The organism is Moraxella bovis, from assembly GCF_002014975.1.
Classification (GTDB): Bacteria; Pseudomonadota; Gammaproteobacteria; order Pseudomonadales; family Moraxellaceae; genus Moraxella; species Moraxella bovis.
In genome coordinates, this window is record NZ_MUXV01000021.1 from 1 (window position 1) to 25,754 (window position 25,754).

At 37.7% G+C, this 25,754-nt stretch carries 27 protein-coding genes; 10 read left to right on the plus strand and 17 right to left on the minus strand.

From position 1 onward, the window contains the following. Positions 1 to 143: 143 nt before the first annotated feature. Positions 144 to 362, minus strand: a complete 219-nt coding sequence (locus B0182_RS13865) for a CopG family transcriptional regulator (protein WP_143821667.1) — start codon at positions 360 to 362, stop codon at positions 144 to 146. A 191-nt stretch (positions 363 to 553) separates the two neighbouring features. Here B0182_RS13865 and B0182_RS14260 point away from each other — a divergent pair, with 191 nt between their 5' ends. The 7 genes from B0182_RS14260 to B0182_RS04890 all read left to right on the plus strand — a co-directional run bounded on the left by B0182_RS14260 (position 554) and on the right by B0182_RS04890 (position 4,708). Beyond that, entirely contained in the window at positions 554 to 712 is a 159-nt protein-coding gene (locus B0182_RS14260; RefSeq protein ID WP_158079635.1) for a hypothetical protein, read from the plus strand. 80 nt (positions 713 to 792) lie between these two features. Beyond that, a complete protein-coding gene (locus tag B0182_RS04865) occupies positions 793 to 2,412 on the plus strand; it encodes a replication initiation protein (RefSeq protein WP_078273859.1) in 1,620 nt (539 codons plus the stop codon). Continuing rightward, on the plus strand, positions 2,409 to 3,155 hold the full coding sequence (locus tag B0182_RS04870) for a hypothetical protein (RefSeq protein WP_078273860.1): 747 nt from the start codon (positions 2,409 to 2,411) through the stop codon (positions 3,153 to 3,155). The genes B0182_RS04865 and B0182_RS04870 overlap by 4 nt, the downstream gene beginning before the upstream one ends. Before the next feature lie 251 nt (positions 3,156 to 3,406). After that, positions 3,407 to 3,730 (plus strand): hypothetical protein, encoded by a 324-nt coding sequence (locus B0182_RS04875; RefSeq protein ID WP_143821668.1) that lies wholly within the window; start codon positions 3,407 to 3,409, stop codon positions 3,728 to 3,730. A gap of 48 nt (positions 3,731 to 3,778) precedes the next feature. Next, positions 3,779 to 4,039 carry a hypothetical protein gene (locus B0182_RS04880; RefSeq protein ID WP_012477700.1) on the plus strand — a complete coding sequence of 87 codons (261 nt, stop codon included), beginning with the start codon at positions 3,779 to 3,781 and terminating at the stop codon, positions 4,037 to 4,039. Then, on the plus strand, positions 4,032 to 4,229 hold the full coding sequence (locus B0182_RS04885) for a hypothetical protein (RefSeq protein WP_012477701.1): 198 nt from the start codon (positions 4,032 to 4,034) through the stop codon (positions 4,227 to 4,229). Before B0182_RS04880 ends, B0182_RS04885 begins: the two co-directional genes overlap by 8 nt. Before the next feature lie 122 nt (positions 4,230 to 4,351). Beyond that, positions 4,352 to 4,708 (plus strand): hypothetical protein, encoded by a 357-nt coding sequence (locus B0182_RS04890; protein ID WP_012477702.1) that lies wholly within the window; start codon positions 4,352 to 4,354, stop codon positions 4,706 to 4,708. A gap of 167 nt (positions 4,709 to 4,875) precedes the next feature. Here B0182_RS04890 and B0182_RS04895 read toward each other — a convergent pair whose 3' ends face one another. The 5 genes from B0182_RS04895 to B0182_RS04915 are packed head-to-tail and all read right to left on the minus strand — an operon-like array spanning position 4,876 to position 7,113. After that, positions 4,876 to 5,148, minus strand: a complete 273-nt coding sequence (locus B0182_RS04895; protein WP_012477703.1) for a hypothetical protein — start codon at positions 5,146 to 5,148, stop codon at positions 4,876 to 4,878. Beyond that, positions 5,129 to 5,437 carry a BrnT family toxin gene (locus B0182_RS04900; protein ID WP_078273862.1) on the minus strand — a complete coding sequence of 103 codons (309 nt, stop codon included), beginning with the start codon at positions 5,435 to 5,437 and terminating at the stop codon, positions 5,129 to 5,131. Before B0182_RS04900 ends, B0182_RS04895 begins: the two co-directional genes overlap by 20 nt. A gap of 8 nt (positions 5,438 to 5,445) precedes the next feature. Next, entirely contained in the window at positions 5,446 to 5,970 is a 525-nt protein-coding gene (locus tag B0182_RS04905) for a hypothetical protein (protein WP_012477706.1), read from the minus strand. Between the two features lie 55 nt (positions 5,971 to 6,025). Then, a complete protein-coding gene (locus B0182_RS04910) occupies positions 6,026 to 6,766 on the minus strand; it encodes a nucleotide-binding protein (RefSeq protein WP_078273863.1) in 741 nt (246 codons plus the stop codon). 11 nt (positions 6,767 to 6,777) lie between these two features. Further along, positions 6,778 to 7,113, minus strand: a complete 336-nt coding sequence (locus B0182_RS04915; RefSeq protein ID WP_012477708.1) for a hypothetical protein — start codon at positions 7,111 to 7,113, stop codon at positions 6,778 to 6,780. A 331-nt stretch (positions 7,114 to 7,444) separates the two neighbouring features. Here B0182_RS04915 and B0182_RS04920 point away from each other — a divergent pair, with 331 nt between their 5' ends. Continuing rightward, the gene (locus B0182_RS04920; protein WP_078273864.1) at positions 7,445 to 8,113 is read left to right on the plus strand and encodes a hypothetical protein; all 669 of its coding nucleotides are present in this window, start codon (positions 7,445 to 7,447) and stop codon (positions 8,111 to 8,113) included. A 42-nt stretch (positions 8,114 to 8,155) separates the two neighbouring features. Beyond that, entirely contained in the window at positions 8,156 to 9,058 is a 903-nt protein-coding gene (locus B0182_RS04925) for a relaxase/mobilization nuclease domain-containing protein (RefSeq protein ID WP_078273865.1), read from the plus strand. A gap of 7 nt (positions 9,059 to 9,065) precedes the next feature. Here B0182_RS04925 and B0182_RS04930 read toward each other — a convergent pair whose 3' ends face one another. After that, positions 9,066 to 9,500 carry a hypothetical protein gene (locus tag B0182_RS04930; RefSeq protein WP_012477712.1) on the minus strand — a complete coding sequence of 145 codons (435 nt, stop codon included), beginning with the start codon at positions 9,498 to 9,500 and terminating at the stop codon, positions 9,066 to 9,068. Between the two features lie 196 nt (positions 9,501 to 9,696). Between B0182_RS04930 and B0182_RS04935 the strand changes: the two genes are divergently transcribed. Beyond that, the gene (locus B0182_RS04935; protein WP_078273866.1) at positions 9,697 to 10,347 is read left to right on the plus strand and encodes a recombinase family protein; all 651 of its coding nucleotides are present in this window, start codon (positions 9,697 to 9,699) and stop codon (positions 10,345 to 10,347) included. Between the two features lie 6 nt (positions 10,348 to 10,353). Here the strand turns inward: B0182_RS04935 and B0182_RS04940 are convergent, their stop codons facing one another. The 10 genes from B0182_RS04940 to virB10 form a co-directional block, all read right to left on the minus strand. After that, entirely contained in the window at positions 10,354 to 14,301 is a 3,948-nt protein-coding gene (locus B0182_RS04940) for an LPD5 domain-containing protein (protein WP_012477716.1), read from the minus strand. Positions 14,302 to 14,316: 15 nt separating this feature from the next. Continuing rightward, positions 14,317 to 14,670, minus strand: a complete 354-nt coding sequence (locus B0182_RS04945) for a hypothetical protein (protein ID WP_078273867.1) — start codon at positions 14,668 to 14,670, stop codon at positions 14,317 to 14,319. 98 nt (positions 14,671 to 14,768) lie between these two features. Beyond that, a complete protein-coding gene (locus B0182_RS04950) occupies positions 14,769 to 15,302 on the minus strand; it encodes a hypothetical protein (protein ID WP_012477717.1) in 534 nt (177 codons plus the stop codon). Further along, on the minus strand, positions 15,295 to 15,507 hold the full coding sequence (locus B0182_RS04955; protein WP_012477718.1) for a hypothetical protein: 213 nt from the start codon (positions 15,505 to 15,507) through the stop codon (positions 15,295 to 15,297). Before B0182_RS04955 ends, B0182_RS04950 begins: the two co-directional genes overlap by 8 nt. A gap of 140 nt (positions 15,508 to 15,647) precedes the next feature. Further along, positions 15,648 to 16,274, minus strand: a complete 627-nt coding sequence (locus B0182_RS04960; RefSeq protein ID WP_078273868.1) for a hypothetical protein — start codon at positions 16,272 to 16,274, stop codon at positions 15,648 to 15,650. Continuing rightward, the gene (locus B0182_RS04965; RefSeq protein WP_078273869.1) at positions 16,267 to 18,513 is read right to left on the minus strand and encodes a DNA topoisomerase; all 2,247 of its coding nucleotides are present in this window, start codon (positions 18,511 to 18,513) and stop codon (positions 16,267 to 16,269) included. Before B0182_RS04965 ends, B0182_RS04960 begins: the two co-directional genes overlap by 8 nt. A gap of 55 nt (positions 18,514 to 18,568) precedes the next feature. Next, entirely contained in the window at positions 18,569 to 21,130 is a 2,562-nt protein-coding gene (locus tag B0182_RS04970; RefSeq protein ID WP_078273870.1) for an LPD7 domain-containing protein, read from the minus strand. Between the two features lie 33 nt (positions 21,131 to 21,163). Beyond that, positions 21,164 to 23,119, minus strand: a complete 1,956-nt coding sequence (locus B0182_RS04975) for a type IV secretory system conjugative DNA transfer family protein (RefSeq protein WP_211271628.1) — start codon at positions 23,117 to 23,119, stop codon at positions 21,164 to 21,166. A 149-nt stretch (positions 23,120 to 23,268) separates the two neighbouring features. Next, positions 23,269 to 24,378: an ATPase, T2SS/T4P/T4SS family gene (locus B0182_RS04980; RefSeq protein ID WP_078273872.1), complete on the minus strand. Its 1,110-nt coding sequence runs from the start codon at positions 24,376 to 24,378 to the stop codon at positions 23,269 to 23,271. Between the two features lie 33 nt (positions 24,379 to 24,411). After that, positions 24,412 to 25,752, minus strand: coding sequence for a type IV secretion system protein VirB10 (virB10, locus tag B0182_RS04985; protein ID WP_078273873.1), 1,341 nt, complete (start codon positions 25,750 to 25,752; stop codon positions 24,412 to 24,414). Between the last annotated feature and the right edge of the window lie 2 nt (positions 25,753 to 25,754).

Here is a 25,754-nt window from a genome sequence, read left to right on the forward strand (position 1 = left end):
TGCGTTGCGTTGCGTTGCGTCATGGTAGCGACTTTTTTGAGTATGTCAAGCATTTTTACTCCCGTTGTGAAAAATACTAGATACGAATATCTAGTGATTAGATTAACATAATTTACAAAAAATACAAGCATTTTTCACAAATTTTACAATTTTTTGTTATCGGAACTTTCTAGCGTATGACTGCTGTAAGTTTCTTCTAGCTCTGTGATGTATTTTCTAAGACATTCACGAATGTAGAATGTTTTTGGTCTACCTGTTAAGCTAGACAAGCTGTCTAGTCTCTCATTGAGTTCTACTGCAATGTTTACTGAGATGTTTTTGTACTTAACTTTGGTTCTACCGCTCACTGTTACCAGCCCCATGTTTTATCTGTTTCTTAGATTTTACTAGATTTTAAGATTTTTAAAAAGACAAAAGAGAAAATTTTTCTCAAAAAAATAAAAAATCAATCAACAACAAGGCGAAGCGGTAGCGAAGCCCTTTTTATTATTTTTAATAATTTTCTTATTTTATAATTTAGGGAAAATTTTTTACTTATAAAACAATGAGTTAAATGGTATTAGGTCTTGAAAAAGGTTGCTTAGGTCTTGAAAAAGGTTGCTTAGGTCTTGAAAAAGGTTGCTTAGGTCTTGAAAAAGGTTGCTTAGGTCTTGAAAAAGGTTGCTTAGGTCTTGAAAAAGGTTGCTGCTTAGGTCTTGAAAAAGGTTGCTAAAAGCAAGAAATGTTTTATTTTCTTTCTTTTTGTGATATAATAACTCCAAAATCTTTGCTTTTAAATAATAAGGTATTGATATGAATAGAAAATTTTCAGAATTGACACCGTCTGAACAAGTCCAATTTCAGGGATTGGTGGATTTTATGAAAGAAACTTGGAACGAAGACATACAAGTGAAATTAAATATTGTTAAAAAATTTCGTTTGGACATCAGCGACCCAGTTGTTTATAATTTTCTGACTGATGTTTATGTGCCTACTTCACAAGCTCAGCCCTCCTTTACTGACACAGTACCAAAACCAGCCACAACAGAATTGGTTGAGCCACCACAAACACCGTTTGTGGCTGATGAGCCGTTATTGCCAACAACCACCGTAGCCACAAAGCCAGTTGAAAAGACAAAAAAAAGAGAGATGACTTATGCCAATAGCGAAGATTTGATTATTATTCAAAATCGCCTATTGCACGCTATTAGTTATTTAACCTTAAATGAGCGTAGATTGATTTTGTTTTTGTCCCCTATCGTCAGAAAATCAAGAGAAGTAGACCCATATATTAACAGATTTGTGATAAGGTCGGTTGATTTTGCTGATGAATATAATTTAAAAAAAGATAAGGTGTATCAAGTATTGGAGAATACAGCAGATACGATACTTGAAAAGGCTTTTTGGTTTTGGAACTTTAAAGATAATAATCCGTTTGGTAAAAGAACGCATAAAACTGGATTATCTTGGGTAACAAGATGTGATTATATAAAAACAAAGGGGGAGATAGTTGTAGAATTACACAATAGTGTAATTGAAATGCTAACAATTTTTGATGGAAATGGAGATAAGTGGACTAAATATCAAAAAGACTGGATAACCAAATTGGGTAGTTATGGTATTGTTATGCTTGAAATAGTTTTAAGCTCAAAATATTTGTCATCTCCTGATGATAACAAGATTAAGGGTTATATTACTATTGAACATTTGCGTGAAAAGTTTGATTGTGTTGGAAGTTATGAAAAGTTTTCTAATTTTAGAATTTGGGTTATTGACAAGGCAATTCAAGAAATTCATAAAAATACACCAATTCAAATTAAGTATAACATACATAAAACTGGAAGAAGTGTAACTGCATTGTCTTTTTCCTACATTGATACTAGTGAACCAGTTAAAGAATTAAAAGACAAAACAAAAAATAGTGATGATAAGCCCAAAGAAAATAACCCATTCGCTAATTTTAAAATGACACCAAAGCAATTAGCAGTTTTTGGGGCAAAAATTGCTAAAAAAATAGACAAAGATATTGAAGTTGTTATTGATGAAATTAGTAATGTGCATTTGCAGGGGCAATATGTTGAATATTTGAAATTGTTGGATTTTGTGCCGTCTGATTGGTATAGTGATGATGAAATCAAAGACCACCTTACACCCCAGCAAATTGATGAGCAGAAAAAACAAGCCAAACAAGCCAAAGCCAATCAAGAGAAACTAGACCAAGCACAGTTAGAGCAGGATTTTGAAAAACTACTTGCTAATGCAGAAGAATTTGTATTGGCAAACCAAAAAAGACTTGGTTTTGGTATTGAAAAAATGTATCTTGAACAGGGTAATTATCAAGCCATTGTTAGGATTTGGCAGTCATATCTTTTGGATAAAGACCACAGAAAACATTTTGCAATGGTTAATGAGATTTTGGAGTGTTACCTATGAAATATTATGAATTAATTCCAAGTATAGATTATCCAAAAGCCATTGTTATTGGTAGGTATTTAATGTTTAATGGTTGTATCGGTACATTAAAAAGTATTAAGCAAGAAATTTATATGGGACAGCCATATTCTCATCATTATTGGTGTGATGCCTTTTATTTGAAAGATAGGGAAACTGAATTTTTTGATATTGATTGGAAATTGGCAAGACATAATGTTAATTTATTTAAGAATGATTTAAAAGACAAGGATAAATGGAATGCTATTATTGATTACTTTGAATATAGTGGTGATTTTGACTTATCCATTATAGAATGTTTGGTTGCTCAAAAAATGTATATTAAAAAGTTTTCTGAAAGTAGACATAGTTTAATTCGTCAGTTGGTTGCTCATTATGGGTTTTCTTTGCATAAGTTGATGTATGATAAACATAGTGCTGTTCGTTGTGCGGTAGCAAATCGTGGCTATGGCTTGGATAAACTTGTTTTTGATGAAAATATGTATGTAAGAATTGAAGTAGCAAAACACAATTACGGTCTTGATATATTGATAAAAGATAAGTATACCGATGTGCGTTGCCAAGTTGCTAAACAAGGTTATGGCTTAGATATTTTGTTATACGATAAATCCCCCTATGTAAGAGCCGAAGTTGCAAGGCTTGGCTATGGTTTGGATTTACTTAAATATGATAAAAGTAAGATTGTGCAAAAAGTGTTTAGTGAGAGTAACATTTCATCAAAATAATCAATATATTGTGTTAAAAAAGCACCTGCCGATAACTATATATTGATTTAAACACCGCTTAAGCGGTGTTTATTTTTGCTAAAAAGACAAAAGAAAAAATATTTTGTCAATAATTACATTTGTTGCTTAAAATATTTATATTGAAATGCTTGACAATATAACCTAAGTTATATATAATGGTACTCATCAAAGGCATTGGGCTTTTGTACAATCATTTACTTGATTGTGTGCTTTTTGAAAGGTTGATTGTTATGTTTGATAACCAACTAGATAAGGATTTGAAAATGGCTCAAATCAAACACCTAGAACAAATGGTTGCCGAAAGTCAGGCGACTGTTGAAAAAATGCGTGAAGATTTTCGCATTGCCGAAATAGACCGTCAGGCTCGCCAAGCCGAAGCCGAAGAAGAACGTCAAGCAAGGGCAATTGAGCGAGAAGCCTACATTGAAAAAATGCGTTCAGAAATACGAAAGAATGAACGAGATAGTAAATATGCAATGTGGATACCGATTGTTGTAAGTTTAATCTCTTCAATGACTGCAATTTTTGTGGCAGTTGCTGTATCATCAAAGTAAGTAAAAATCAGCCCAATTTGGGCTGATTTTCCTATAATGGAGTGGCTTATGGCTCAAAAACGCTCAATAGGTTATCGTTTGTCAAAAAGATTAACCAGAGAAACCAAGTTAAAAATTGTTGATGAATGGACTTATGATAAACAAAAATCCATTCAGATAACCATTGATAAATTAAAAAAATCCGTAGCGGAAAATGATAAAGATGCTTTTCAATCTGCTATTGATGATTTGATAGATTTTAAATTAAAATCATTGCCAGCAGTAAATAATATGGCAAAAAACTTAATTTATGGAGATTATGATGAGTGAAGCCCAAAAAGAAGCGGTTGCTAGATATTCTGCTAAAAGACAAACAAAAAAAGTTGCCCTTGATTTGTATTTGGACGACAAGCAAGAAAAGTGGATTTTTGACAACTTAGAACAGTTGAAAAAAGATAAGAAATTTAAGTCTGTTTTTGTAGAAGTTTTTTCTGAATATTTTACAAAAAATGGAAAATAATCGCTTGACAATATAACCTAAGTTAGATATGATAAACACATCAAAAGCATTAAAGTTTTTGATGATTTCTTCAATCATTTACTTGATTGTGTGTTTATTAACTCATTTACTTGGAGTTTGTTATGTCTCATATCCTATCTTATAATCTTACTATTGGCGTGCCAAGTCATTTTTCTGACTTATTTGATTTGGCGGAAGATTTGGAGCGTGGCTGTCTTAATGATATTGATGAGAGAGTTTGGGAAATTGCTCGTGGTTATCAAGAAATGCCCCTATTTTGCAATATCTACATTGGCGAGATTTGCTTGGTGCTAGAAAGCGTTATTCAAAGCAAGTATGAGCATTTGGGATTGAATATTGATTGGTATATCAATTCTTTGGACAGTCATTTTTATATCAATGGTACAGAAATTCAAGATTGGGCGGATTTCTACGAATTGATTGATGAAATGGAACGAGAATATCAAGAAATTGCATAAATCGCACAAATCAAGGTAATCAATGGGTTGCCTTGATTTTTTTGTACTAATACAATATATTTTGTTAAAACAATTCCTGCCGACAACTATATATTGATTTAAACACCGCTTAGGCGGTGTTTATTTTTGCTAAAAAGACAAAAGAAAAATCAGGCTGGGCGTGGGTATCAAATCATCGCCTGTTGCATTTGCATTGCTTGGCGGAGCATTTCGTTGATATGGCGTTTGGTCTCTACATTTTGACGAGTAAGCCAGCTCAAAACATCATCATCTAGCAATGAGTTTGTGGGTTGGGTGTTTTGTGCGAGGGCTTTGGCTCGGTTTCTGTCAAAATTTTGTAGGGATTTTGGGTAAAGGTGTGGATTGCGACTTACTCGGATAGCTTGCATTTCTTGCTCGCTATATCGTTTGTCATCATAATCAAATTTGTCTGTACGCATAGTAATCTTCCGCTTGGTTGTGTCCAGCTTTAAAAGCCGTGATGATTGTGATATTGTATTCGTCTATTTCAACCCACGCAACAGTAAGCAGTCTGCCTTTATTGCTCAATCCAACTGTTGCCATACGCATTTCATCATAATCAAATCGGCTATCAATGTCAGTTAGACGGTATGGGTCTTCAAAAACGGATACGGCTTCTTCAATCTCAATTTTGCGTTTATCATAAGTGGCGTGCCATTTGTCATCTCGCCAATGAAAGGTTATTCCGTAAATTTGAAAAATCGGCATATTCCACCCTATCTTACCACCAAAAACACCAGTAAGCAAGCAATTACACCCGCCACCAAACCTCCTACACCAAACAGTACTTCTCTTTGGCTAAATGCCTTATCTTTGGCTTGGATTGCCATCATCTGCTGGTATTTATCATCAATCTTGGCAAGGTGCTTGGCGAAGTTGTCGCTGGTGTCTTGTTCGTGATTGACTTGGAGCTTGGTTAAAATCATATTTAAATCTTTGGCTTTTTCGTCAAAGCTAGCCAAAATGGTGTTGGTAACTTCGGCAATATTTTGGCGAATTTCGCTCACATCGTGGTCTAGGATTGCAAGCTGGGTGTTGCTTTTTAGGGCAATGTCTGTCATTTCATCTTGAAATTGAGCGTTAAAAATACCAGCCCATTCCCTAAAATCTTCTTTGGTGTCTTCGAGAACTTGTTGAAAACCAATAATGACTTCCACAAGGGGGTCATCTTCGGTTATTTTGGTGTTGGTCTTTTTAAAAATTTCTTGAATTATCAACTCTTTTTCGTTGGTTTTAGTCATTTGATTGCTCCAAGTCAAAAAGGCGATAGCATTACTACTGTCGCCCTACCCTGATTTATGCTTGATTGAAAACTGCGTCAATTTGGGCATTAATATCCTGCTCTATGCGGTGTAAGCGAGTTTTGCCAAAAAATTCAAATACTTTTTCATCTTCCTTAACATCAGCAAAAGTCATACCGTGCTTAATCATTGTTTTGAAGTCTTTCTCAAAAGTATCAGCGTTTAGCTTTTTGAGTTTGATTGACCCAATGATATTGTCAAAAGTTTTATAGGCTTTTGTTTGGGTAAATTCAGTTGTTGGTTTACCAAAATATTCATTTTCCCAAACAATGATACCAACATTGCTGTAAGTTTCTGTTAATTTGAGCAAGCATTTCTTTGTGTCATCTTCTGCTTGTCCGTAATTGATTGGGATATGAAGATACATTGTTTTATCAAAATCTTTGATAATATCAGGAATACCCATAATGGTTAAATAGTTGTTAAGTGGCAAATATTCTCCTGAACCAGTATCAACCAAAAATGTTGAGTTTTCACTTTGTAAAAAATCTTGTAAAAACACATCAAATTTTGATTGGTCTACAATATTTTCATCGTCCTTAATAATGTCAATCTGTTTAACATTTAGACTTTTATAACTTGCCAATGTTTTGTTATTTGGGTCAATGTCAATAATTGACAAATTACCAACTTTGTTTGAAAGGTATTGAGCCATTAAAGAGCTAACAACACTTTTGCCAACTCCGCCTTTGGATTGCATTACAAAATGAATGCTGTTTTCTAGTGGGTAGGTCATAATAATTTCCTTTAATTAAAGTAGTCTTTTAAATCAGTTTCTTCATCTTTTTCAAATAAAGGTTCTGATAAAGTAGCTACTTGTGGTTTTGGTTTAAATAAGGTTTTTTTTGTTTCTGTATTCTCATTGTTTGTTTCCGATTTCTCTGAACTAACAATTACTTGATTTGAGAAACTATCTTTATTTTTTCTATAAAGATACCCTATTGCCTGTGGTGTTACTTCAATGCCGAACTCGCTTTTAAGGTGTTCAGCAATGGCACGATAACTGTAATTATGGTACTCATCGGAACGCATTTTAACGATTTGGCGTATCGCAACAACAGGCACTTTGTCTTTTTCAGCCATAATTAGCCCTTATTGTAACGGTTTAAAACATTGTAAAACACTTTAAAACATTTGTCAAGGTCTAATCTATGATTAGAAAACATTTTAAAACATTGAAAAACGATTGTCAAGCATTTTTGAAAATAATTGAAAACAAAAACAAACATTTTAAAATAAAATCATAAAAATCAATCATTTGTAGAAAGCATTTGAAAACAAATAGCAACCACGCTCACAATCCCAACCCATAAAACTGACATTTTTTCTTTGTTTTTTCTAGTGCAGGATAGGCTAACGCCGTCAAATATGGTACAATATTGGTTGTTATTATTGTTGCTGGTTGGATTGTTTTATGGCTAACACACCTTTCAAGCTCTTGGGGCTGACCCAAGACCATAAAGATTTTTTGCATCGCTACGCTCAAAATGAGCTTGGCACATCATCACGCACCAAAGCAATTTTGGCAATCATTGACAAGGCAATGGACATTGAACGGCTAACAAGCCAAGATGATTTTGGCAATCAAAACTCAAAAGATGAGTTGAGAAAACAAGCCATAGAAAACAAGAAAAATCAAATCTCACAGCACCAAGAAAAAATAGAAAATCATACCAAAGAGATAAACCAAGCAAAATTGCAAAATAACCAAGAACTTCTTAAAATACTATCAAGAAAAAAACTTGCTATAAAAAAGAAAAGACTGCAATTATCCATACCCATATATGATTATGAGTATTTGGAAAAATTGGCAAAAAATAGCAATAGCTCTATTCAATACTATATCACAGTTGTAATAATTCATCATTTGTACAATGAAAAAAGATTGTTGGGAAATGAAATAGAGATTTTAAAAAAATCTAATTATGAATTATATAAGATTGGTGTAAATGTCAATCAAATTGCAAAAGCAAATAATGCTGGCAATATGATAGAATTACCAATAAATCAACTTTATAAAAAAATCCAAGAACATATTGGTATTGTGCAAAGTTTATTAAAAACAAGCACAGGGATTTATTAAAGTTATCACATGAAAGATATTTTAGATAAAATTGAGTAGGTTGTGTCAAACATATATGATAATCCTGATTATTGGTTTAGTGGAACGCCAAAAAAAACCAAAAAATCTGCTAGTAGTGGCGGTGTTCCTTCTATTAGCTCTACAAGACGCAATCATAAGGCTAATGCCAAAAAAACAGCTTTAAATGCGGTAAAAGGGATTAATAAAAAACTACCACAGGTTGTTGTTAAAATAAGCGGTTCGTCCAAAGGGGTTAATAAAGCTCAATCGCACGCTGACTACATTGGACGCAATGGCAAGGTTGAGATAGAAGACCAAGACGGCAATAAGTATAATGGCAAGAATGAACAAAAAGACTTGCTGGGTTCGTGGAGTGCTATGGGTATGCACGACAAACACGAGACAGGTTCACGCAAGGAAGCGTTTCACTTTGTCTTTTCAATGCCAAAAGGTACGAACCCTGACGCTATGAAGACGGCGGTAAGAAACTTGGTTAAAGAAGAATTTGACGGTCATAAATTCTTCATGGCACAGCATTTGGATACAGATAGCCCACATTGTCATGTATTGCTAAATGCAACAAATGACAAGGGCGAACGGTTAAATCCTAGAAAGCAGGATTTGCATAATTATAGAGTGGCTTTTGTGGCAAAGCTCAAAGAGCAGGGCATAGAAGCGACCGCTACACGGCGAATACATCAATTTAAGTATCAAGACAATAAAAGTCAAGGTTCACTACATAAGAATGCACGCACAGGGGTAGGGCAGGGCGGTAAGAAGCCGACCGCCAGCCAACTAAAAGCCATACAAGCAACCCACAGCGAAGTCGCCAAACAATATAAGGCGTATGCGGACAACTTACCAAGCGACCAAGCGGAATTAAAGGCAGAAATCAAAAAAATGGTTGAGAGTAAGGCGACAAAAGATAAGGGCAGGGGGCGTTAGATTGTATCTATCTAATAAAGGTAAAAGTAATGCTTTCTACATTTTCTTTATCTATAAAAATCTGCTCTTGGATACAGTTTTTATTAGGTTTTGGACAGTTTAAAATGGGGTAAAGTGGCACAGTTAAAACAGATAATTCACGCATAAAAGGGCGATAAGTAACTATGCCAGTATACTCACAGTTGCCCCCAGCCTTGCAGGTGTGTAAGGTTATTTTGGCAATATTGCCACCATTATAGACATAATTTTGATGATAAGTAACCCAAACAAGGATAGCAACCAGCATAAGGGCAAATAGCTTATATAGAGATTGAATAAATTTAAGGGCATTATAGTATTTTTCTAAATGACTTTCTCGCTGGACTGGCAAGAGTGCAAGATAACAAGCGTATGCGGTAACTATTATAAGCCACCAAGATAAATTAAGCTGGTCTAAATTCATATTTTATCTTATTCTCTTAATAATCAAAGATACTCACTTTTTATAGTAATATCTTTGGGATTAAAATTTTATCAATAGGGTACACCCTATTGGGAATATTATACACCCCATAAAATCGGTGTCAATAGGGTTGCATTTGATTTTTTGGGAAATAAGTCGCATAATAACCAATATTTTCTATTGAGACAAAGAAAAAATGAAAGACTCATTAGACCAAGACCGAACGATTGACATAGACGAACTAAATACTCAAAAAGTACAGACTGTTGGATATATCCGAGTATCCACCGCCGAGCAAAATACAGACCGCCAGCTTGACGGTATCATGCTAGATAGGGTATTTGTTGATAAAATGACTGGTAGCACCAAAGACCGCCCCCAGCTCAATGAGCTTTTAAATTATGTGCGGTATGGCGATACAGTCATTGTACACAGTCTTGATAGACTGGCAAGAAGCCTTGAAGACCTAATTTCAATCATCAACCAACTTAACAAAAAAGGTGTCATTTTCAAATCTATCAAAGATAATCTAACCTTTGACGGCTCAAACAATAGTCCTATGGATAAGTTTTTTTTGCATATCTTGGGGGCGGTGTCTGAATTGGAACGTGCTTTAATCCGAGAAAGACAAAAAGAAGGCATAGAAAAAGCCAAGAAAAAGGGGGTCTATAAAGGGCGAAAATCAGTATTAACCACCGATATAATCGCCCAAATAGAAAGCCTGCTGGTAGAGCGTAACTCATCTGTTGAGAACTACAAAACTATGAGTAATACCGACATTGCAAAACAAGTCGGTATTAGTAAGTCTAGCCTTTATCGCTATTTGGACAAAAGAGAAAAGGGGTAGTCAATCTTACAGCTTCCACCCACCTTGTTGATTATCTATTTGTTGGGCTTGTGGTGTTGGCTGGCTCATGGTGTTTTCAGGCGGTTTCTGCTCCACAGTTTGCGACTTTGGGGCTGTCAATACTTCCCCCTGTGCATATTGGGGTAATTTATTTTCCAAACGACTTAAAGCAAGTTCGGCTCGGATAGGTTCGTTAGCATATCTTAGGGGTATTTCTTTTCTCCACATCTGAATGGTATTGATATTCTCTTCACTCATTGTAGGATAGTTTTGGCGGATAATATCAGGGTCTAATGGGTGCTTTTGTATTGTCTCCTGAACTGGTTGCCTTGATTGGGCTTGGTTCTGTGCCTTATCAATATTTTGTGGGTTGATAACCGCCAGTTGTTCTTTAATTTGGCGTTTGAGTTCATCAATGCCTTTATCTACAAGTACATCGTTCCAATCTTTGCCTGTGTCGCTTTTTTCAAATTGGGGTACTAGGATATACACATTCTGTACAGCTTGCTGTACGGCGACTGCGTCAATTAAACCTGCATTGACTTCTTTGCTGTGGTCGTTGTCCGCCCCAATATAGATTTTGCTATTTGGGTATTGGCTTCTTAATTCTTTGGCAATATCCATCAGCCCATTTTTGCCAAAAGCAACCACTACACTTTGTCCTGTGTTTTCATGCAAAGTAGCCCCTGTTGCGTATCCTTCCGCCATGATGATAGGCTTGCCGTCTTCAAGGCTTCCCAAAGCGGTCATCATGCTTTTCTTTTCTGCGTCTTTTAAAGCATACTTCTTGCTATTGTAAGCTATCGTTTCAAATGCTCTAATCTCGCCCTGTGCATTTGTTTGGGGGATAACAAGATTGCCACGTTGCAATACCAGCTTGTTATCAGGGTTGTTGGCAAGTAGATAAAAATACTGCTTTGGCGTATTGCCAATAGCGATATGAGCCTGTAAATGCTCTGGAATGGAACTACTATCAGGCACAATGCGAGCTACGTTATTGGCGGTTACTTGTTTTTTAGCAAGGTAATTTTGCTTGGTGTCAGCAACTGGGGCAAAACTCATCAGCATTTTTGCACGTTCCGCCATTTTGTTTTCAAGGGCGATTTTTTCAGGGTCTTTTTGTGGTGCTTGCTGGGTTCTTGGTGTTGTTTGCGGTGCGGTAGCTGTTTTTGGGGTGTATGAGCTTTGAATAGGGGCGTGTCCGCCGTTGGCTCTTTCAACTGCTTCAATGGCTCTTAAAGCCAATAAATGCTCTGTTGGATAAGTCCATTCACTAACCCCATTTCTACTAAAATTGGTAATGCGTGCATACGGCACGCCATTGGGGTTAGGGTAGGCATGATACATCACATTCTTGTCGGTTGAGCCTTCATTGGCTAGGCGGTGTGGTCGCTCGTCAAAAATAGGGTGTCCTGTCGCCACAGCAATACCCATACTGCGTAAATGCTCTGTTAATGCCTGTTCAGGGGTCGGCACATAAGGGCGTGTCGTCCATTGTCGTACAGCGTCCTGATTGTCTTTGTGAGCAAACCAAAGTTTGTGTTGTAAATCAAATTTAACAATACCCTGTGCCTTCAATTCTTGGATAGTTGGGTTATCAGACGGCTGGGTGTATAAATAAATTCGGTTGCTGGTATCATTGCTTGGGGTTTTTCCTGTGGAGTTCTCGGCTTGGCGTTCTTGGGGCAACCATTTTTTAAACTGGTTTAAATCAAGCCCTGCTGGGGCGTACCAAGTCTTATTGACATTATCCCACTTCGCCCCTAATGCTTTGGCTTGGTCTTTCTCGGCATAGGGTGTATTTAGCTTGGTTTTATATTGGGATATGTTGGGTGCTAGGGCGGTTTCCTGCGGTGCTTTGGCTGTTGGTGTGGGCTGTTGTTCCACTTGGGCTGTTGGCGGTGTGGATTGTGCCAGTTGATTTTGCCACAACCTTGAACTTGTAAACGCTTGTTCTATTTCTTTCGTATCCAATTCTTGTGCAAGACTAGACAACAGTACTTCTCGCCCCTTCGCTTCGCCATTTTCTATTCTTTGAATAGAAACATCATTGGCAACATTAACAACCAATAGACTGTTGCTATCTACTTGCTTTCTGTAACTGCCAACATTGATACCTTTTTCAAATCCGTTATTTTCCAAGAAACCGTTGATAAACGCTTTATTTTCGGCGGAAGGCAACTGGCGAACTTGATTATCCTGTTCTTGGGTCGGCGGTGTCTGTTGTGGCTCACTTGGTGCATTTTCTTGTTTTTGTATTTCTAGTTCAGAAACCACCGTTTCGGCTGGTGTTGTCTCTTCAATAGCCAAAGTGTCGGCATGGATAATTGTTTCAGGCTCATATTGAACTGGAACAAATTCTTTATCCAAGTCTTTTAGAGTATCAAAAACGGCGGTGTATGCTTTGCTAAACTGTTCCAGTTCATCTGTTTTGGGGTATGGGTATGCTTCAAGGTTCTTTTTCCAGTTCTGTTCGCTTCTGATATTAACCAAGAAATCATTTTTAATACCGTCCTTTGATAGCTCATGTTGGATATAGCCTTCAAAAGCCCTTGCGGTCATCTCAACCATTGTACCAAAATAGGGCTTGCCCCTAAGTCCGTCAGCATTGTTTGAACGTTGCTGGAAATCAGACTTGTTAATGGTTTCAATGAGTGATTTTAGACTTTCGTTCATTGGCTCGGTGCGTAAATTTGCACGCAACTTATTGCCTTCTGCACTCGCCCAAGTTTTGAAATCTTGTGTTGCCAGTCTTGTTGTTGAACTCATGTAGTCATCTAGGGCGTGCCACCACTCATGAGCAAGACTACCAGCTCCCCTTGTTTTTGTCAGGTTAATAACTTTTTCGTTCGGCTCATAGTGAGCAGACGCACTACCGCTACCCCTAGCTCCAAAAGCAATACCTAACCTACCATTTAAACCTATGGCTTTGGGTTCAATGTTCAGGGCTTTGGATAAGTCCATAAAGCCGTCATAAGTTGCATTAAGCATTTGCTGGCGTTCATCGCCAGTTACCCAGTTGCCAAATTGTCCGCCACGAATGCCAAAAGTCGCCATAAACTCATCAGGGGTTATGTCGTGGTCTCGGTAAGATTGCCCTGTACGCTCTTCATTGACTGCGTTTCTCATGTCGGCTTTGGCAATAGAATTAAACTCTCTGTGTTCAGTCCAAAGCTGGCTAAGTTTGTCTATATTTTCAGGGTCTTTTAGGTATTCACGAGCTTCTGATACGTCCTTGAAGTTAATAAGTGCTGTTTTTTGGCGGTCAGTTTTGGCAGAAATAAAGGCTGTGTCATCCGCTCTGCGTTGGTATATGTCAAAACTTTTTGCCGTCATTATTTTGGGGGATTTTTGATTGTCATTTTTAGATTGTTCTTTTTGCTTGACTAATATATCCTTGATATTGTCGGTCAAATCATCAATAATAGGCTTGCTGTCAAAATTTCTAAAATCCTGTGATTGTTTTGAAGCCAGCCTATGTGTTATTCCGTCAATTTTAATTGAAAGGTGTACAAGGTCGTTAATAGTGGTTTGTTTATAAAAACCAATATCGCCAATTCTTTTCCAGTCGGAACGGTCAAGTTCTGATAATAAACGAGCTTTACCGCCAACATTATTACCGGCAAATTCTTTTAAAAACAACTCTGTTGCATTTGGGTTGTTTGCTTCCAAAAGTTGTACTACTGCACTTTGATAGCTTTGTAATTGATTTAACCAGCGATTTAATTTATATTCCTGTCTTGGTTTATTTGGCATACTATCTTTAAAAGCAGAAGCGAGAGCTGATATTTGCTTATCTTCAATCGCCATAATATCTTTGTCAGACCAAAGTTTTGATAGCGGTAATTTTTTAGTCTCTGAATTAGAAACGTCTATCACTCTAAAATAGGTTTCTTTTTTTGCCCCTGCGATATGTTCGCCAAAGTCTTCTAGCTTTTTCTCTTGCTCTTTCATAGTAAACTCCGTTGGTTAGTTGTCTTGGACTAGTTCAATGTCATCAGGGTTTCTTAGCAAGGCTTCCAGTCTTTCTATTTGCAAGTCTAGCTCTTTTTGTGCCTGATTATATTCATCTTGTCCGTTCATTATCCAGCGTTGCTGTGTCGCTTCATCTTGATTTTCATAATCAGGATAATTTACTGGGTTGTGTTCGCTATTTTCCCAAATATGCTTTTGGTTTTTAATATGAAGATTTTCTAATTCAGTCATTCTTAAAATCCAAGTTTCATAATTTTCCACAAAAGTCATGTTTTCACGCTGACGAGCAAGCACATACTCATCATAGGCTTCTTTTGAAGTAGTATTATTAAAGTCATCTAAATTCATAAAATTGCACCTTTTTAAAAAACGATTATGTTAATTAAAAGACAAAAAGAAAAAGGCTAGAAGTCTTATATCATATCAGATTTTTTTGTCCGATTTTTTTATTCTTTTTGTCTTGAATTTATGAAATCAAACCAAATTTTGCCATTTGTTTGATTGCCATCAAAAGGTTGGCAACAATCTTCATTGGTTTCATTAACAATATTTTGGTCTAGTTGCACAGGAATAGCCATTTGTAACATATTGAAAAAATGCAAAGCGTCCACCATATCGTACACATAACATTCAAGAGTAGCTCCGTTGTGGCAATCTTGTTTAGGAAATTCAAGTACAGTTTTATCCACCGCCATTAGTGTTATATCTACTGTTTCATTAAAATCATACCTTTGCTCCGCTTCTTTTGATAAGGTGTATAAAAGATTTAAACACTGAAATTCTTCTTTTATGTTTTTGTTGCTTCTACTATCTACACGATAATTAAAAAAATATAAGACAACATTATCAAGCCCAAATGGTTCAAATGTTTTCTTGATAACCTTTGCTACATCAGTAACCCAATCATAAAACTCGGTTGGTGTATAGGTAAAACCGATTGGGTTGATGTCTGTTTTTTCGTTTACTGTAATGTTAGTCATACTTGGGTGCTCCATTCATTGAATGATGAAAGTATAATTTTTTGGCAATTATATCCAAAAATACAGCTTCAAAATCATATTTAAAATCTATGATTTTTCCTTCATTTTCATCAATTTCAAACAAAATTTTTTCAATATTTAAAATATCTTTTATATTATCAGTAAATATACCTTTATTTAAACTATGACTGTCTTTGTCATACATAAGGAAAACCTGAATATCTTGATACAAAAATTCAGCGTGTATATTTTGGTTGGTTTGTTATGTCTAAATCTCATTAACTAACCCACAATCAATACTATTTAAAGATAAATTTTCTAGTAAAATTTTTTCTATAAGAAGTATTAATGACCTTGAAAAACATACGGTATCTTGTCTATTTTCTCAAAATCACTCATTGACATCAGTTTCAATGTTGACTTTTGTTTGATATGTCTGACAAAGTCGCCCCTAAGTCCAAGTTCACTATCCCAACACCAAAAATCCGCACGAGTATCTACGCTTTTTAGTCTTTGTTTAAGACCTTGTCTTTCTAATTCTTGTCTTGTGAAAACCATGATGTTGCTATCATACATGTCGTCAGTTGTTATGACAGTATCAACAGGTAGAGGTTGATTTTGCTTAAAATCTTCAATTGTGAATTCAATCTCTTGTATTGCTGTGTTTGCATAATTGCGATATTTCCAGCCCCATAAGACAGTAACTTTTATGTTGTCTGCTTTAGGATGGGGTATTAAAAATAGCAGACCGTTTTCATTGCGACCTCGATAACTCGGCTTTTGCTGTACAACATAAAAATATTTGTTTGGGTAAGGTCTGCATAATCTCAGATTATCGGCACTAATACATGCACAATCATCAACAGAGAAACTCACAGGAAAAATCTCAATGTCCTGATAAGGCATAAATATATTAATGGCAATGTGCAAATGGTAGTTTGCAAATTCAATTATTACTGTATCATCATTCATATTTTGGTACTCCACCCACTTCATCATAATTGGTTTTACATTTTGGGAAACCTGAACAGCCAAAAAAGCTATATGGTTTGCCAGCTTTGCTTGTGCCTTGTCGTAATATCAATTTTTTACCACATTTTTTGCAATCAAATTCTGATAGATTTTGAGCTGGTTTAGGCTCTTTCTCTACTGGCACACCGTCTTTGTCGTTCATTGTGTGATTGCAGGGGTTTTGTTTGTCATTCCAGCCAGTACAGCCCCAATAATATTTGCCTTTCTTAAACTTGCTTTCGGCTCGTTTGAGCGGTCTTTGGCATTTAGGACAAGGCGGATTGTTTGACAAGTCTTCTTTGGGTTTTGGGCTTGGCGGTACATAGCCTTGCTTTAAGCGTTCAATGACAGGATAAATAGTGCTTCTGGCGACTTCATCAGCAAACGCTTTAACATCAGCTCCTGTTTTAATCTGTTTTTGCTGTTCGTGCCAAATGGCAGTTAAATCAGGGTATTTTACCAAGTCGTCTGCCAAGTCATATAGGGCTTTGCCCCTGTCGGTTGATATAATGGATTTGCCTTTTTCGGTCAAATAGCCACGATTAAACAGATTATCCATAATCGTTGCCCTTGTCGCTGGCGTTCCAATACCGCCATGTTCGCCCTGCTTGTCTTTGTCTTTGTCTTTTAGGACTTTGGCAAGGCGTGGGTCTTTGACATATTTAGCAACTTGGGTTAAATCTTTTAAGAGCGTTTGCTCGGTGTACAAAGGCTTTGGCTTGGTTTCGCACTCGGTAGCGGTAATATCGCCTGATTGCCCTGCCATACCACTTACAAGACTTCTAAGGTCAGCTAATTGGGTGTCTTCGTCAGTTGCTACTTCTTCGTTGGTAGGGTCTTTGCGGTACAGAGTTTTCCAGCCCAATGATTTATCAAATCTTGCAGTAGCAGAAAACTGATAGGGTATACCGTTCACGATGACATCAAGCATTATTGCCGTCTCGTCATACTCATAAGGCGGATAGAATTGGGCGATATAAGAGCGTGCAATCAGCGTATAAATCTTTTGCTCATCACTGGTTAAATTGCCCCAGTTGCCTTGCGTTTGGGTTGGGATAATGGCGTGGTGTGCTGATATCTTTGATGAATTAAAGGCTCGCCCTTTTTGATTGGGGTTGGCGGTTGCACAAAAGACACCTGAATTAGGCAAAGTGCCAGTAATGCCAGCAAACACCGCCCCCACATCAGCAAACTGTTCATCACTCAAATACTGGCAATCAGAGCGGTTATAAGTGATTAAGTGGTGCTTTTCACGCAGGGCTTGGGTAATTTGGTCTGTCTGTTTGGCGGATATGCCATAAAGACGGCTTGCGTCCCCTTGCAATTTAATCAGGTTATAGGGTAGGGGAGCAGGGTCAGCACAGGCTTTTGTGGTAGCCACAAGGATTTTGGCGTGCTTATTACTTAATAAACTGGCAAGGTTGCCAGCAAAAGCCTTATCAATCAATCGCCCCTTATCGTCTATGGGGTCGGTGTCTTTGGGCTGGTACTTAGCAGTAAAAGCAACGCCATTCACAACAAAATCGCCTGTAATGGTGTAATAAAAACTCTTTTTATGGCTGGCATTCTCACGGTCTCTGCGTACCACCAAGCCCAAAACAACCGTCTGTACTCGTCCAATATGCCAAGTGTCCCTACTTCCTGTTTTGGCTTGCTCACTTAGGCTATATGCACGAGTGAGATTGTAGCCAACGGACTGGTCGGCAATCGCCCTACTTTCAGCAATCCAGCCTAAATGCTCAAATTCGCTATTGGGGCGTAAATTGGCAAGGGATTTTTTAACAACGGCAGGGGTGTTGTCGTTAATCAACACTCTAAGCACAGTCTTTTTATTGCCAAAAAACCTAAGTAATTCATCAATGAGTAGCTGTCCTTCTTCGTCAGGGTCGCCAGCGTTCACAATCGTGGTTGCTTTGCCAGCCAGTTCTTTGATGATTTTTACTTGTTTGGCTTTGTCTTTGGGGACTTTTCTAGGAGCAGGGAATATAGGCGGTATTGGCAAATGTTCCATTAGCCAAGTTTCATACTTAGGGTCTATGTCGTCAGGGTCTTTTAAAGCGAGCATATGTCCAAAACACCAAGTAACCACATCTTGACTGATTGGGTGCTGATAGTAGCCTTCAAAATTTTTAAAACCACCACCAAGCCCTGTGCAAATAGCCTTCGCCAATTCAGGTTTTTCTGCGATAAATAGTCTCATTATTTAATCCAAATTCAATTCCTACACCATTAAGGCTATTAAGACAAAAGAAACATCATATTTGACGGCTCTTATCGTGGTTGTCAGTTGTACGAACTTCAATATCAGGCTTAATTTCATTAACTGGCAGATTTGGCAAATTCAATTCTTTACCCTTTGCCAATGATTTAACGCCATCTTCTAATTGAACCAATGAAACCTGCAATACTTTGATATTTGGCGTATTTCTGTTTTCATCAAATATTTTATTTTTATAGGCAGTAATATGAACAATATCGCTATCTTTTAGTGTAGGATAGGTTTGTTTAAGTGTTTCAGGCTCTAAACGCTCTTTTAATGATTTTACAGCGTCATAACCTTTTGTAAACATTTCGCCTTTTAAATTCACAGACTGGTTGCTATTAGGTAGAGATACGCTGATAGATTTTTCATTTTCTTTAATCTCAAAACCACGCTCTTTTAATACTCCCACAAGGTCATCACGACTTTTTATTGAGCCGTCTCTGTACCCATTTTGAACAATTTGGCGAATATCGTTTTTTAGTTCCGTTGCACTTTTTTTAGGCTCTAATGCGACTTCGCTATTTGCTCTTGACAGTAACCAAGATTTTTGATGAGCTACCACCTGTTTTGAATAATCAACCATTAAACCATCAAATGATTTTATAACTAAATCCCTGTTTGGTTCATTGAATTTATTTAATGATTGCTCCAAATCAGAACGAGCCAAAACAGCATAGTTTCTTAGGGAAAAATTCTCGTGTGGCATATCATAGCTATCATTTGCATAAAACTGCTCTGTCATACGGTTATTAAATTTTAATTCAAAATCACGCTTTACATCATCTGAAATATTCAATTCATTAACCATTTGCTTAATAAAGTAAGTATCAGAAGTTCTATCTATTGCATAATGATGATTTTTAAATTCAGAAACATCTTTGTTTAACTGATTGGCAATATAGAAATCATTTTTTGGGTCAATCGCAAAATAATTATCGCTCAATACTTCTTTTTCGCTTGTATAGCCACGCTCATAGTGATTTTCTTTCATCGCAAGAGCGTTGTCTAGAATATCTTGATTTATAGAAATGTTGTAATTATGTAAATTTTCAACATTTTTTTGATTTTCCCTATTGTATTCTTGGGCGTTTTGAACTATGATATCTATCAAAGCCCCATTGTGCCGGTCAGTTTTCGCCTTATAATCTAAGTCGTTGGCTACCATTTCTGGAATGGGGCTTTTTTCATTTTCCAATTCAACCGCTTCAATAGAATAAACTCTATTTCCGTCATAGGCAAATTCTTTTATAGTCAATTTCGCCAAATAGACTTCATTATCAATTTTTAAAGGTGCTATTGCTCTATGCACCGCTCCAATATCAGAATTCTTGTCAGCACCCTTATGTTCGTGTTGCCAACCAAAAATAGAGTTCTCAAACAACTTATCTGCATTTGATACCGCTATCAAGTGCGTTTTTAAATCAACAGATTTCTCATAAGCCTTACCACTCAACATTTTACTCAAAGAATTATTAGAAATAACTGCTTTTATGCCACTATGAAAATTTGTTAATTCCTGCCCAGTAAAATTCTTAGCATTCTCTTTGGCTTCATTAAAATTTAATGCTTTCCGTTCCATTTTTACACCAGCAAAATCAGCCCCCAATCTATCCAAATAAGCCTTATCTTGTTGCTCACTATTAAAGGTATGATAGGCTGGAATATCCAGTACGATAGGCTCTTTAATCGATTCCTGCTTCTGTGTTTCAACTTTGGATTGTTCAATATCTTGTTTGATTTCAGGTGCTTTTTGAGCGGTCATTTCCACTTGATTTGTGGTGCGTTCAGCTTGCCTAGCCTTTAATTCCGCCAAATCTTTTTCGTTCGGCTCATAGCCTTCAACTTCAATACCACGCAAAAACGCTTCTAGCCACGCTTTTTGTTTAAATTCATCTGTGCCTTTTAGCTTAATAGCCGTCCAGTTCTTAGCCTGTGCCATATCCAGCATGGCGTAAATCGTCTTCTCATCTTGGCGAGAAGTGTGTAGGCTCTTATTACGGTCTTCAAAAGCAATATTTACTTGGTTTTTATCGTCTTTGTCATAGTAATTGGTCTTTTGGTCTAGCAAATATCTGTTTTTGACAATGCCAAAGTAATTATTTTTGATATTGCTTGGCAATTCAAACTCAAAGTCAGATAGGTTTGACGTTTTTTTGGGTGTTGCTGGTGCTTCCTGCTCATTTTCTTTTGTCTTATCAGCAGATACAGCAAGAGCTGATTTTTGTAATTCTCGCTCTGTGTCGTGTTCTATGGCGTTTGGCAGGTCTAATACTGGTTCATATCTTTGCAAATCCCAAATGGTTTTATGAAAGGTTTTATCGCCTACCACGACAGGCTCTTTGCCAAGTTCTGCCAAAACGACTGTATCGCCCACTTGGACACCGCTATCTTTGATAACACTTTCCAAATCCTTTCCCCAACGCTCGGAAATTGTACCGTCATCTTTTTTAATTTGTGCGTAGTAATTCATTGATTTGGCTGGGTCGTGCAAATAATTGTCTGCACCGTGTGCTAATAATTCGCCTTTTAGGATGTCTTTTTTATTGTCGCTCATTGTTAAGCTCCTTTAATCATTGAATTTGATTTTTTAAAATAAACCAGCAAATTCATCATGGACTTCTTGGATAAAATCAGGGTCAAACTCGTTTGGGTCGTCCAAATCAAAATCCACTTCATTAGGATTTTCATCAGGTTCTATACTGTTATTATTTACCCTTTCTTTTTCCACCATCTCTTTTACAGCTTCATTACTAAGACTATCAAGATATTTTAGAAAGTCTTCATTAAACCCGAAACTCTCCCCAACTTTGGCAAGATATTCAGGATTGGTTTCTTGTAGTTTGTCAGTTGTCGGTAACTTGCTATAATGGTCTGCTGGGTCTTTAATCAAACCACGCATTACTTTCAAGGTTTCTTTAATATCCAGTATCGGCGGTTGGTGTTTGGCTGGAATATCAAGCCCTTGTGCTGGCTTTTCCACTCTTTTCATGCGTTTGCCAAAGACATCAGGACTTGTATAGTAAAAAGCCTTATCGCAAAAAATGGGGAGCGTGCGTCTAGTAAAAAAGATGATTTCTTTTTCAGCGTCCATTTCCTTCAATTCTTGCGGTAACATCAATGCACGGCTTTGGTCTGACGTTGAGACACTACCGCCACCGCCTTTGCCACGATTACGACTTATGGATTTACTCTTAACAGTTTGTGTGCCTAGTTTACGGCTTAGTTCTTCGGCTTGGTCTTGTTCTGTTGGCGTATATTCCACCTGACACGCCATATTAGCAAAAATATCCTTTGCCCCATCTTCGCCATAAACCCCCTCAACCTGTGATTTTGATTGAAAAATCAGCATAAGACGCATATTATAACCAGCCATAAAAGCTACGGATTTTTGCACAATCTCAATCTTTCCAAGTGCGGTAAATTCATCAAGCAACACCAAACATTGATGTTTTAAACTAGGGTCTTGTTCAGGCAGAACTTGTGTGTTAATCCCTAAAAGCTGGCTAAACATGATATTTAACAGCTTTGAAAATCTTGGCAAGGCGTTTGGCTGGATACCAACGTAAATTGTCATTTTCTTTTTGCGTACTTCATCAAGGCGGAAATCCGAGTATGAAGTTGCACTTGCCACAACTGGGTCAGTAAAGATAATTAGGGGTGCTTTCATTGTACTGTCAATGCCTCCACGAGTATTATCTGCTGGATTTCCAGCATAGCTCATCAATGCTTGGACGCACTCGGCAGATAATTCTTTACCGTCTTTTTTACGCTGTTCTATGGTTGATACAATCCATTCATTCAAAGGGATTGGACTTTCGGCTATTCTCATCAATTCAGCCAGCGTACAAGGGCGGTCAGGCGTTTCAAGCATATAAAGCACAAGCCCAGTAAAAAGCCGTTGAGCTTGGGAATTAAAATAATCTGATGTATCATTACCGCTATTGGCTGGAAAAAAGATGTTGGCAATGTCGCCAATATCTTTCATTCGTTCAAATTCATCACGACTAATATAATCTAAGGGGTTATAGCGGTGTGAGCGGTAGATTTTTTCGCCATTGACAATTTGTGGTCTTGGGTTGGGCGAAAATAAATACACATCTTGATATTTGCTTCTAAACCCTGCGGTCAAATCCCAGTTTTCATTTTTTACATCAAGCACCATTATGCTATCAGGATAATGCAATAAATTCGGAATAACGATTGCTACGCCCTTACCACTGCGAGTTGGGGCAGCCACAAACATAAATTCATTACCAAAAAATTCTAGGAATTTATCTTTGTGCTTTCCAATCAAGATACTTGGGTTGCTTGGTTTCTTTTTTTGTAACTTGGTTCGTTCTTTGTCGTTTGGCAAAAATCCAGCTCGTCTAATTTCTGCGTCATTAGCAAATCGTGCCGAGCCGTGCAATTCTCTTTTTGGTTTGGCGAATAAAGCCACCGCTACCGCCACATTAAGAATAACCCAAGTTGCAAATCCAGCACCGACCGAACCCATAATTGCATTTTTTACTTTTGGTATATTTCCATATTGTTCATGATACAAATAAATTGTATTATATGATAAATATTCACTTGGTATTTTTTGCCACTCAATAAAAACATAATTGGCAACCAATACCGCAATACCAATAAAAAATATATTAAGTATGCACAATAAGGCAATATTTTTACCAGTAGATTGTTTTTGAGCCATTATAATTTTTTCCCTTGCATTAAACAATATTTGCGAACTGGGTCATAGCTGACTTCGGTTACATAGGTTTTTTCTAGGAACATCATCACATCAATGGTGGTGTAGGTATCACGCATGATTTGGTCAAAATCAATTTTTGAGCCAATTTCTGATTGCTTGATGAGCGTTCCGATACGATAATAGGCACTTTGGCAGTCGTTGGCGTGAACTGTCGTAACCGAACCACCGTGTCCAGTATTTAGGGCATTTAAGTAGTCGTAGGCTTCATCTCCACGAAGCTCAGTAAGAAAAATTCGGTCAGGCTTCATACGCATACAAGACGCTAATAGCTGTTTTGGTGTTACTTCCTTGTAGAACAAATGTACTCTATTTGGGTGATTGGGTAAATCAAGCTCAGGCGTATCTTCAATCGTGATAATGCGAGTGTCGGCAGGGACTAAGTCGCAAACCGCCTTTGTGAAAGTCGTCTTACCTGAGCCAGTCGCCCCCACCAAACAAAAATTTGTATAATGTTGTACACCCAGTTGTATGAACGCTTCCAAATCCCTTTCCGCTTTGGCTTTGAGCATTTGAAGCTCAAAAAGCTGTAAATGCACATCGTTAGGAATATCAAGCCATTTATTAAGATATGCCATTTCCTTACTTTCGGCTTCCAGCTTATCCTTTAAGTGGCTCGGCAGGGTTGTGTTTTTTGCGGTAAACGTTGATTTATCAATCCAGCGATTTAATCGCCCACTTTTACCATAATCGCCCAAAGTAAAACGGTCTTGGCTTGGTTGTCGTATCGTAATAGATACGGTGTTGCGTTCACACGCTGTGGGAATTACCACCTGTCCACGCTGTTCATCAGGGAAAACCCCTGAGCAAATCGGATTTTTTGCATTGGTTTCCAGCTTATTCAAAATCGCAAATGTGTTGGCAATTTTAAGTAAAACTGGATAATCAAGATTGGGTAACTCGTGGCATTGCCAGCCTTGACTGCTTTCTGTCCAAATCTCATAAGGGCGGTTAATAGCAATTTCAGTATTTGCTTTATCGTCCAAAAACGGCTGAATGCCAGTTTCCGCCAAAAGTCCACGCAGGGACGCTGTTCTGTCAAGTGAGTTCATACAAAACCTTTATATTGTAAAGACAAAATGAATTTATCGTCTTTGCAACCCATAAATGCTATTAAAGTCCACATCACGAGCGACCATAATATTAACTACTGTGCCTTGATTGATGTAGGCGGTAGGTGGTATGTTAATGGTGTTCTTCAAAATCTCTTCTGACATACTTTCGGCAGTTGCTGTGGTATTGTTGATTGTCGTATCTGAGTTTTCACTTTGCTTTTCTAGGTGTGAACGACCGACCGCCAAAGCGTCCTGAATGACAGAAAGCATGATTGCACCGCCAAAGCGTTTCCAAAAATGATTATTGACCCTTGCGTCCACGCCCATTTCCCCTAATTGCCCTGTGGCTGGGCTGTCTAGGTTGATTGATACATTTTTGGGCGTTTCAATTCTGCTCCACAAAATAGATACCCTTGCCTTACCTTGCGACATCTGAATGTTTTGCTCACCAAACACGCTTGAACCACGCTCAATTAACAAGACCTTACCATTGGCGGAATACACATCTTTTGAGACTTGGCAGATTGTGAAGCCTTGATAGGTGCTATCTACTTTTGTCTTTAAAACACAAGGAATGGTTGTGCCTTTTAACAACATCATCGTTGTATCGCCACGCTTATTCACCGTGCCATTTGCCAAATTTGATGAACGCATACTACCTGCAAGCCCTGTTTCTTGGGTCTGTGCGGTGGTAGTCGCAGTTTTTGCACCATAGACATCAACAAGCACCGAAGACGGCTCAATTTTCTCTACCACAGGGGCAACCGCAGTAGGTGTTGGTTCTTCTTCGTCTTCATCGTCATATACTGGCATGATTGGCGTGGGTGCTGGTGCTGGTAGCGGTGCTGGTGCAACATAATCACGCCCTGCAACCATATCACTATCGTTGTAGCTGTTGTATCTTGGCTGTGGTTTTGGCGTTTCTACTGGCGTTGGAATTGGCTCAACTACTGGCGTTTCGGTGGCGGTTGCGTCTGTCGCTTCCGTGTCATCGCCCACATCATTAAAATCCATTGGTGGCGGTAGCATGGCTTGCTTATCCGCTTCAATGTCCACGCTCTTTGTACCAGTCGCCATATTTTTTTGGGCTTGTGCCTGAGCTTCGGTTTCTTTGGCTTTTGCTTCCGCTTTTGACTGCTGATAACGCCCTATCGTCATCGCAATACCAACCAAAATTACAATAAACCCAATCAGCACCACCGCCAGCATTTTGAAGCTCTTGGCGTTGCCAGCGTCTCTACCGCCCTGATTTACCGTTGGTACATCGTCTTTGATTTGAGCGTCTTCGGCATTGACTTGTTCAATGGCGTTGCTCTCGTCAGCTTGCTGTTCTTCGGGCTTTTTCGGTTCTTTTTTCTTAAAAATTGACATAC

Bases quoted from the DNA above. Each gene is read 5' to 3' on its own strand.
- B0182_RS13865 (WP_143821667.1), bottom strand. From the start codon at position 362: ATGGGGCTGGTAACAGTGAGCGGTAGAACCAAAGTTAAGTACAAAAAC.
- B0182_RS04870 (WP_078273860.1), top strand. From the start codon at position 2,409: ATGAAATATTATGAATTAATTCCAAGTATAGATTATCCAAAAGCCATT.
- B0182_RS04900 (WP_078273862.1), bottom strand. From the start codon at position 5,437: ATGCCGATTTTTCAAATTTACGGAATAACCTTTCATTGGCGAGATGAC.
- B0182_RS04890 (WP_012477702.1), top strand. From the start codon at position 4,352: ATGTCTCATATCCTATCTTATAATCTTACTATTGGCGTGCCAAGTCAT.
- B0182_RS04960 (WP_078273868.1), bottom strand. From the start codon at position 16,274: ATGAATGATGATACAGTAATAATTGAATTTGCAAACTACCATTTGCAC.
- B0182_RS04920 (WP_078273864.1), top strand. From the start codon at position 7,445: ATGGCTAACACACCTTTCAAGCTCTTGGGGCTGACCCAAGACCATAAA.
- B0182_RS14260 (WP_158079635.1), top strand. From the start codon at position 554: ATGGTATTAGGTCTTGAAAAAGGTTGCTTAGGTCTTGAAAAAGGTTGC.
- B0182_RS04935 (WP_078273866.1), top strand. From the start codon at position 9,697: ATGAAAGACTCATTAGACCAAGACCGAACGATTGACATAGACGAACTA.
- B0182_RS04875 (WP_143821668.1), top strand. From the start codon at position 3,407: ATGTTTGATAACCAACTAGATAAGGATTTGAAAATGGCTCAAATCAAA.
- B0182_RS04970 (WP_078273870.1), bottom strand. From the start codon at position 21,130: ATGAGCGACAATAAAAAAGACATCCTAAAAGGCGAATTATTAGCACAC.
- B0182_RS04940 (WP_012477716.1), bottom strand. From the start codon at position 14,301: ATGAAAGAGCAAGAGAAAAAGCTAGAAGACTTTGGCGAACATATCGCA.
- B0182_RS04910 (WP_078273863.1), bottom strand. From the start codon at position 6,766: ATGACCTACCCACTAGAAAACAGCATTCATTTTGTAATGCAATCCAAA.
- B0182_RS04955 (WP_012477718.1), bottom strand. From the start codon at position 15,507: ATGTATGACAAAGACAGTCATAGTTTAAATAAAGGTATATTTACTGAT.
- B0182_RS04880 (WP_012477700.1), top strand. From the start codon at position 3,779: ATGGCTCAAAAACGCTCAATAGGTTATCGTTTGTCAAAAAGATTAACC.
- B0182_RS04905 (WP_012477706.1), bottom strand. From the start codon at position 5,970: ATGACTAAAACCAACGAAAAAGAGTTGATAATTCAAGAAATTTTTAAA.
- B0182_RS04915 (WP_012477708.1), bottom strand. From the start codon at position 7,113: ATGGCTGAAAAAGACAAAGTGCCTGTTGTTGCGATACGCCAAATCGTT.
- B0182_RS04865 (WP_078273859.1), top strand. From the start codon at position 793: ATGAATAGAAAATTTTCAGAATTGACACCGTCTGAACAAGTCCAATTT.
- B0182_RS04930 (WP_012477712.1), bottom strand. From the start codon at position 9,500: ATGAATTTAGACCAGCTTAATTTATCTTGGTGGCTTATAATAGTTACC.
- B0182_RS04895 (WP_012477703.1), bottom strand. From the start codon at position 5,148: ATGCGTACAGACAAATTTGATTATGATGACAAACGATATAGCGAGCAA.
- B0182_RS04980 (WP_078273872.1), bottom strand. From the start codon at position 24,378: ATGAACTCACTTGACAGAACAGCGTCCCTGCGTGGACTTTTGGCGGAA.
- virB10 (WP_078273873.1), bottom strand. From the start codon at position 25,752: ATGTCAATTTTTAAGAAAAAAGAACCGAAAAAGCCCGAAGAACAGCAA.
- B0182_RS04950 (WP_012477717.1), bottom strand. From the start codon at position 15,302: ATGACTAACATTACAGTAAACGAAAAAACAGACATCAACCCAATCGGT.
- B0182_RS04965 (WP_078273869.1), bottom strand. From the start codon at position 18,513: ATGAGACTATTTATCGCAGAAAAACCTGAATTGGCGAAGGCTATTTGC.
- B0182_RS04945 (WP_078273867.1), bottom strand. From the start codon at position 14,670: ATGAATTTAGATGACTTTAATAATACTACTTCAAAAGAAGCCTATGAT.
- B0182_RS04885 (WP_012477701.1), top strand. From the start codon at position 4,032: ATGAGTGAAGCCCAAAAAGAAGCGGTTGCTAGATATTCTGCTAAAAGA.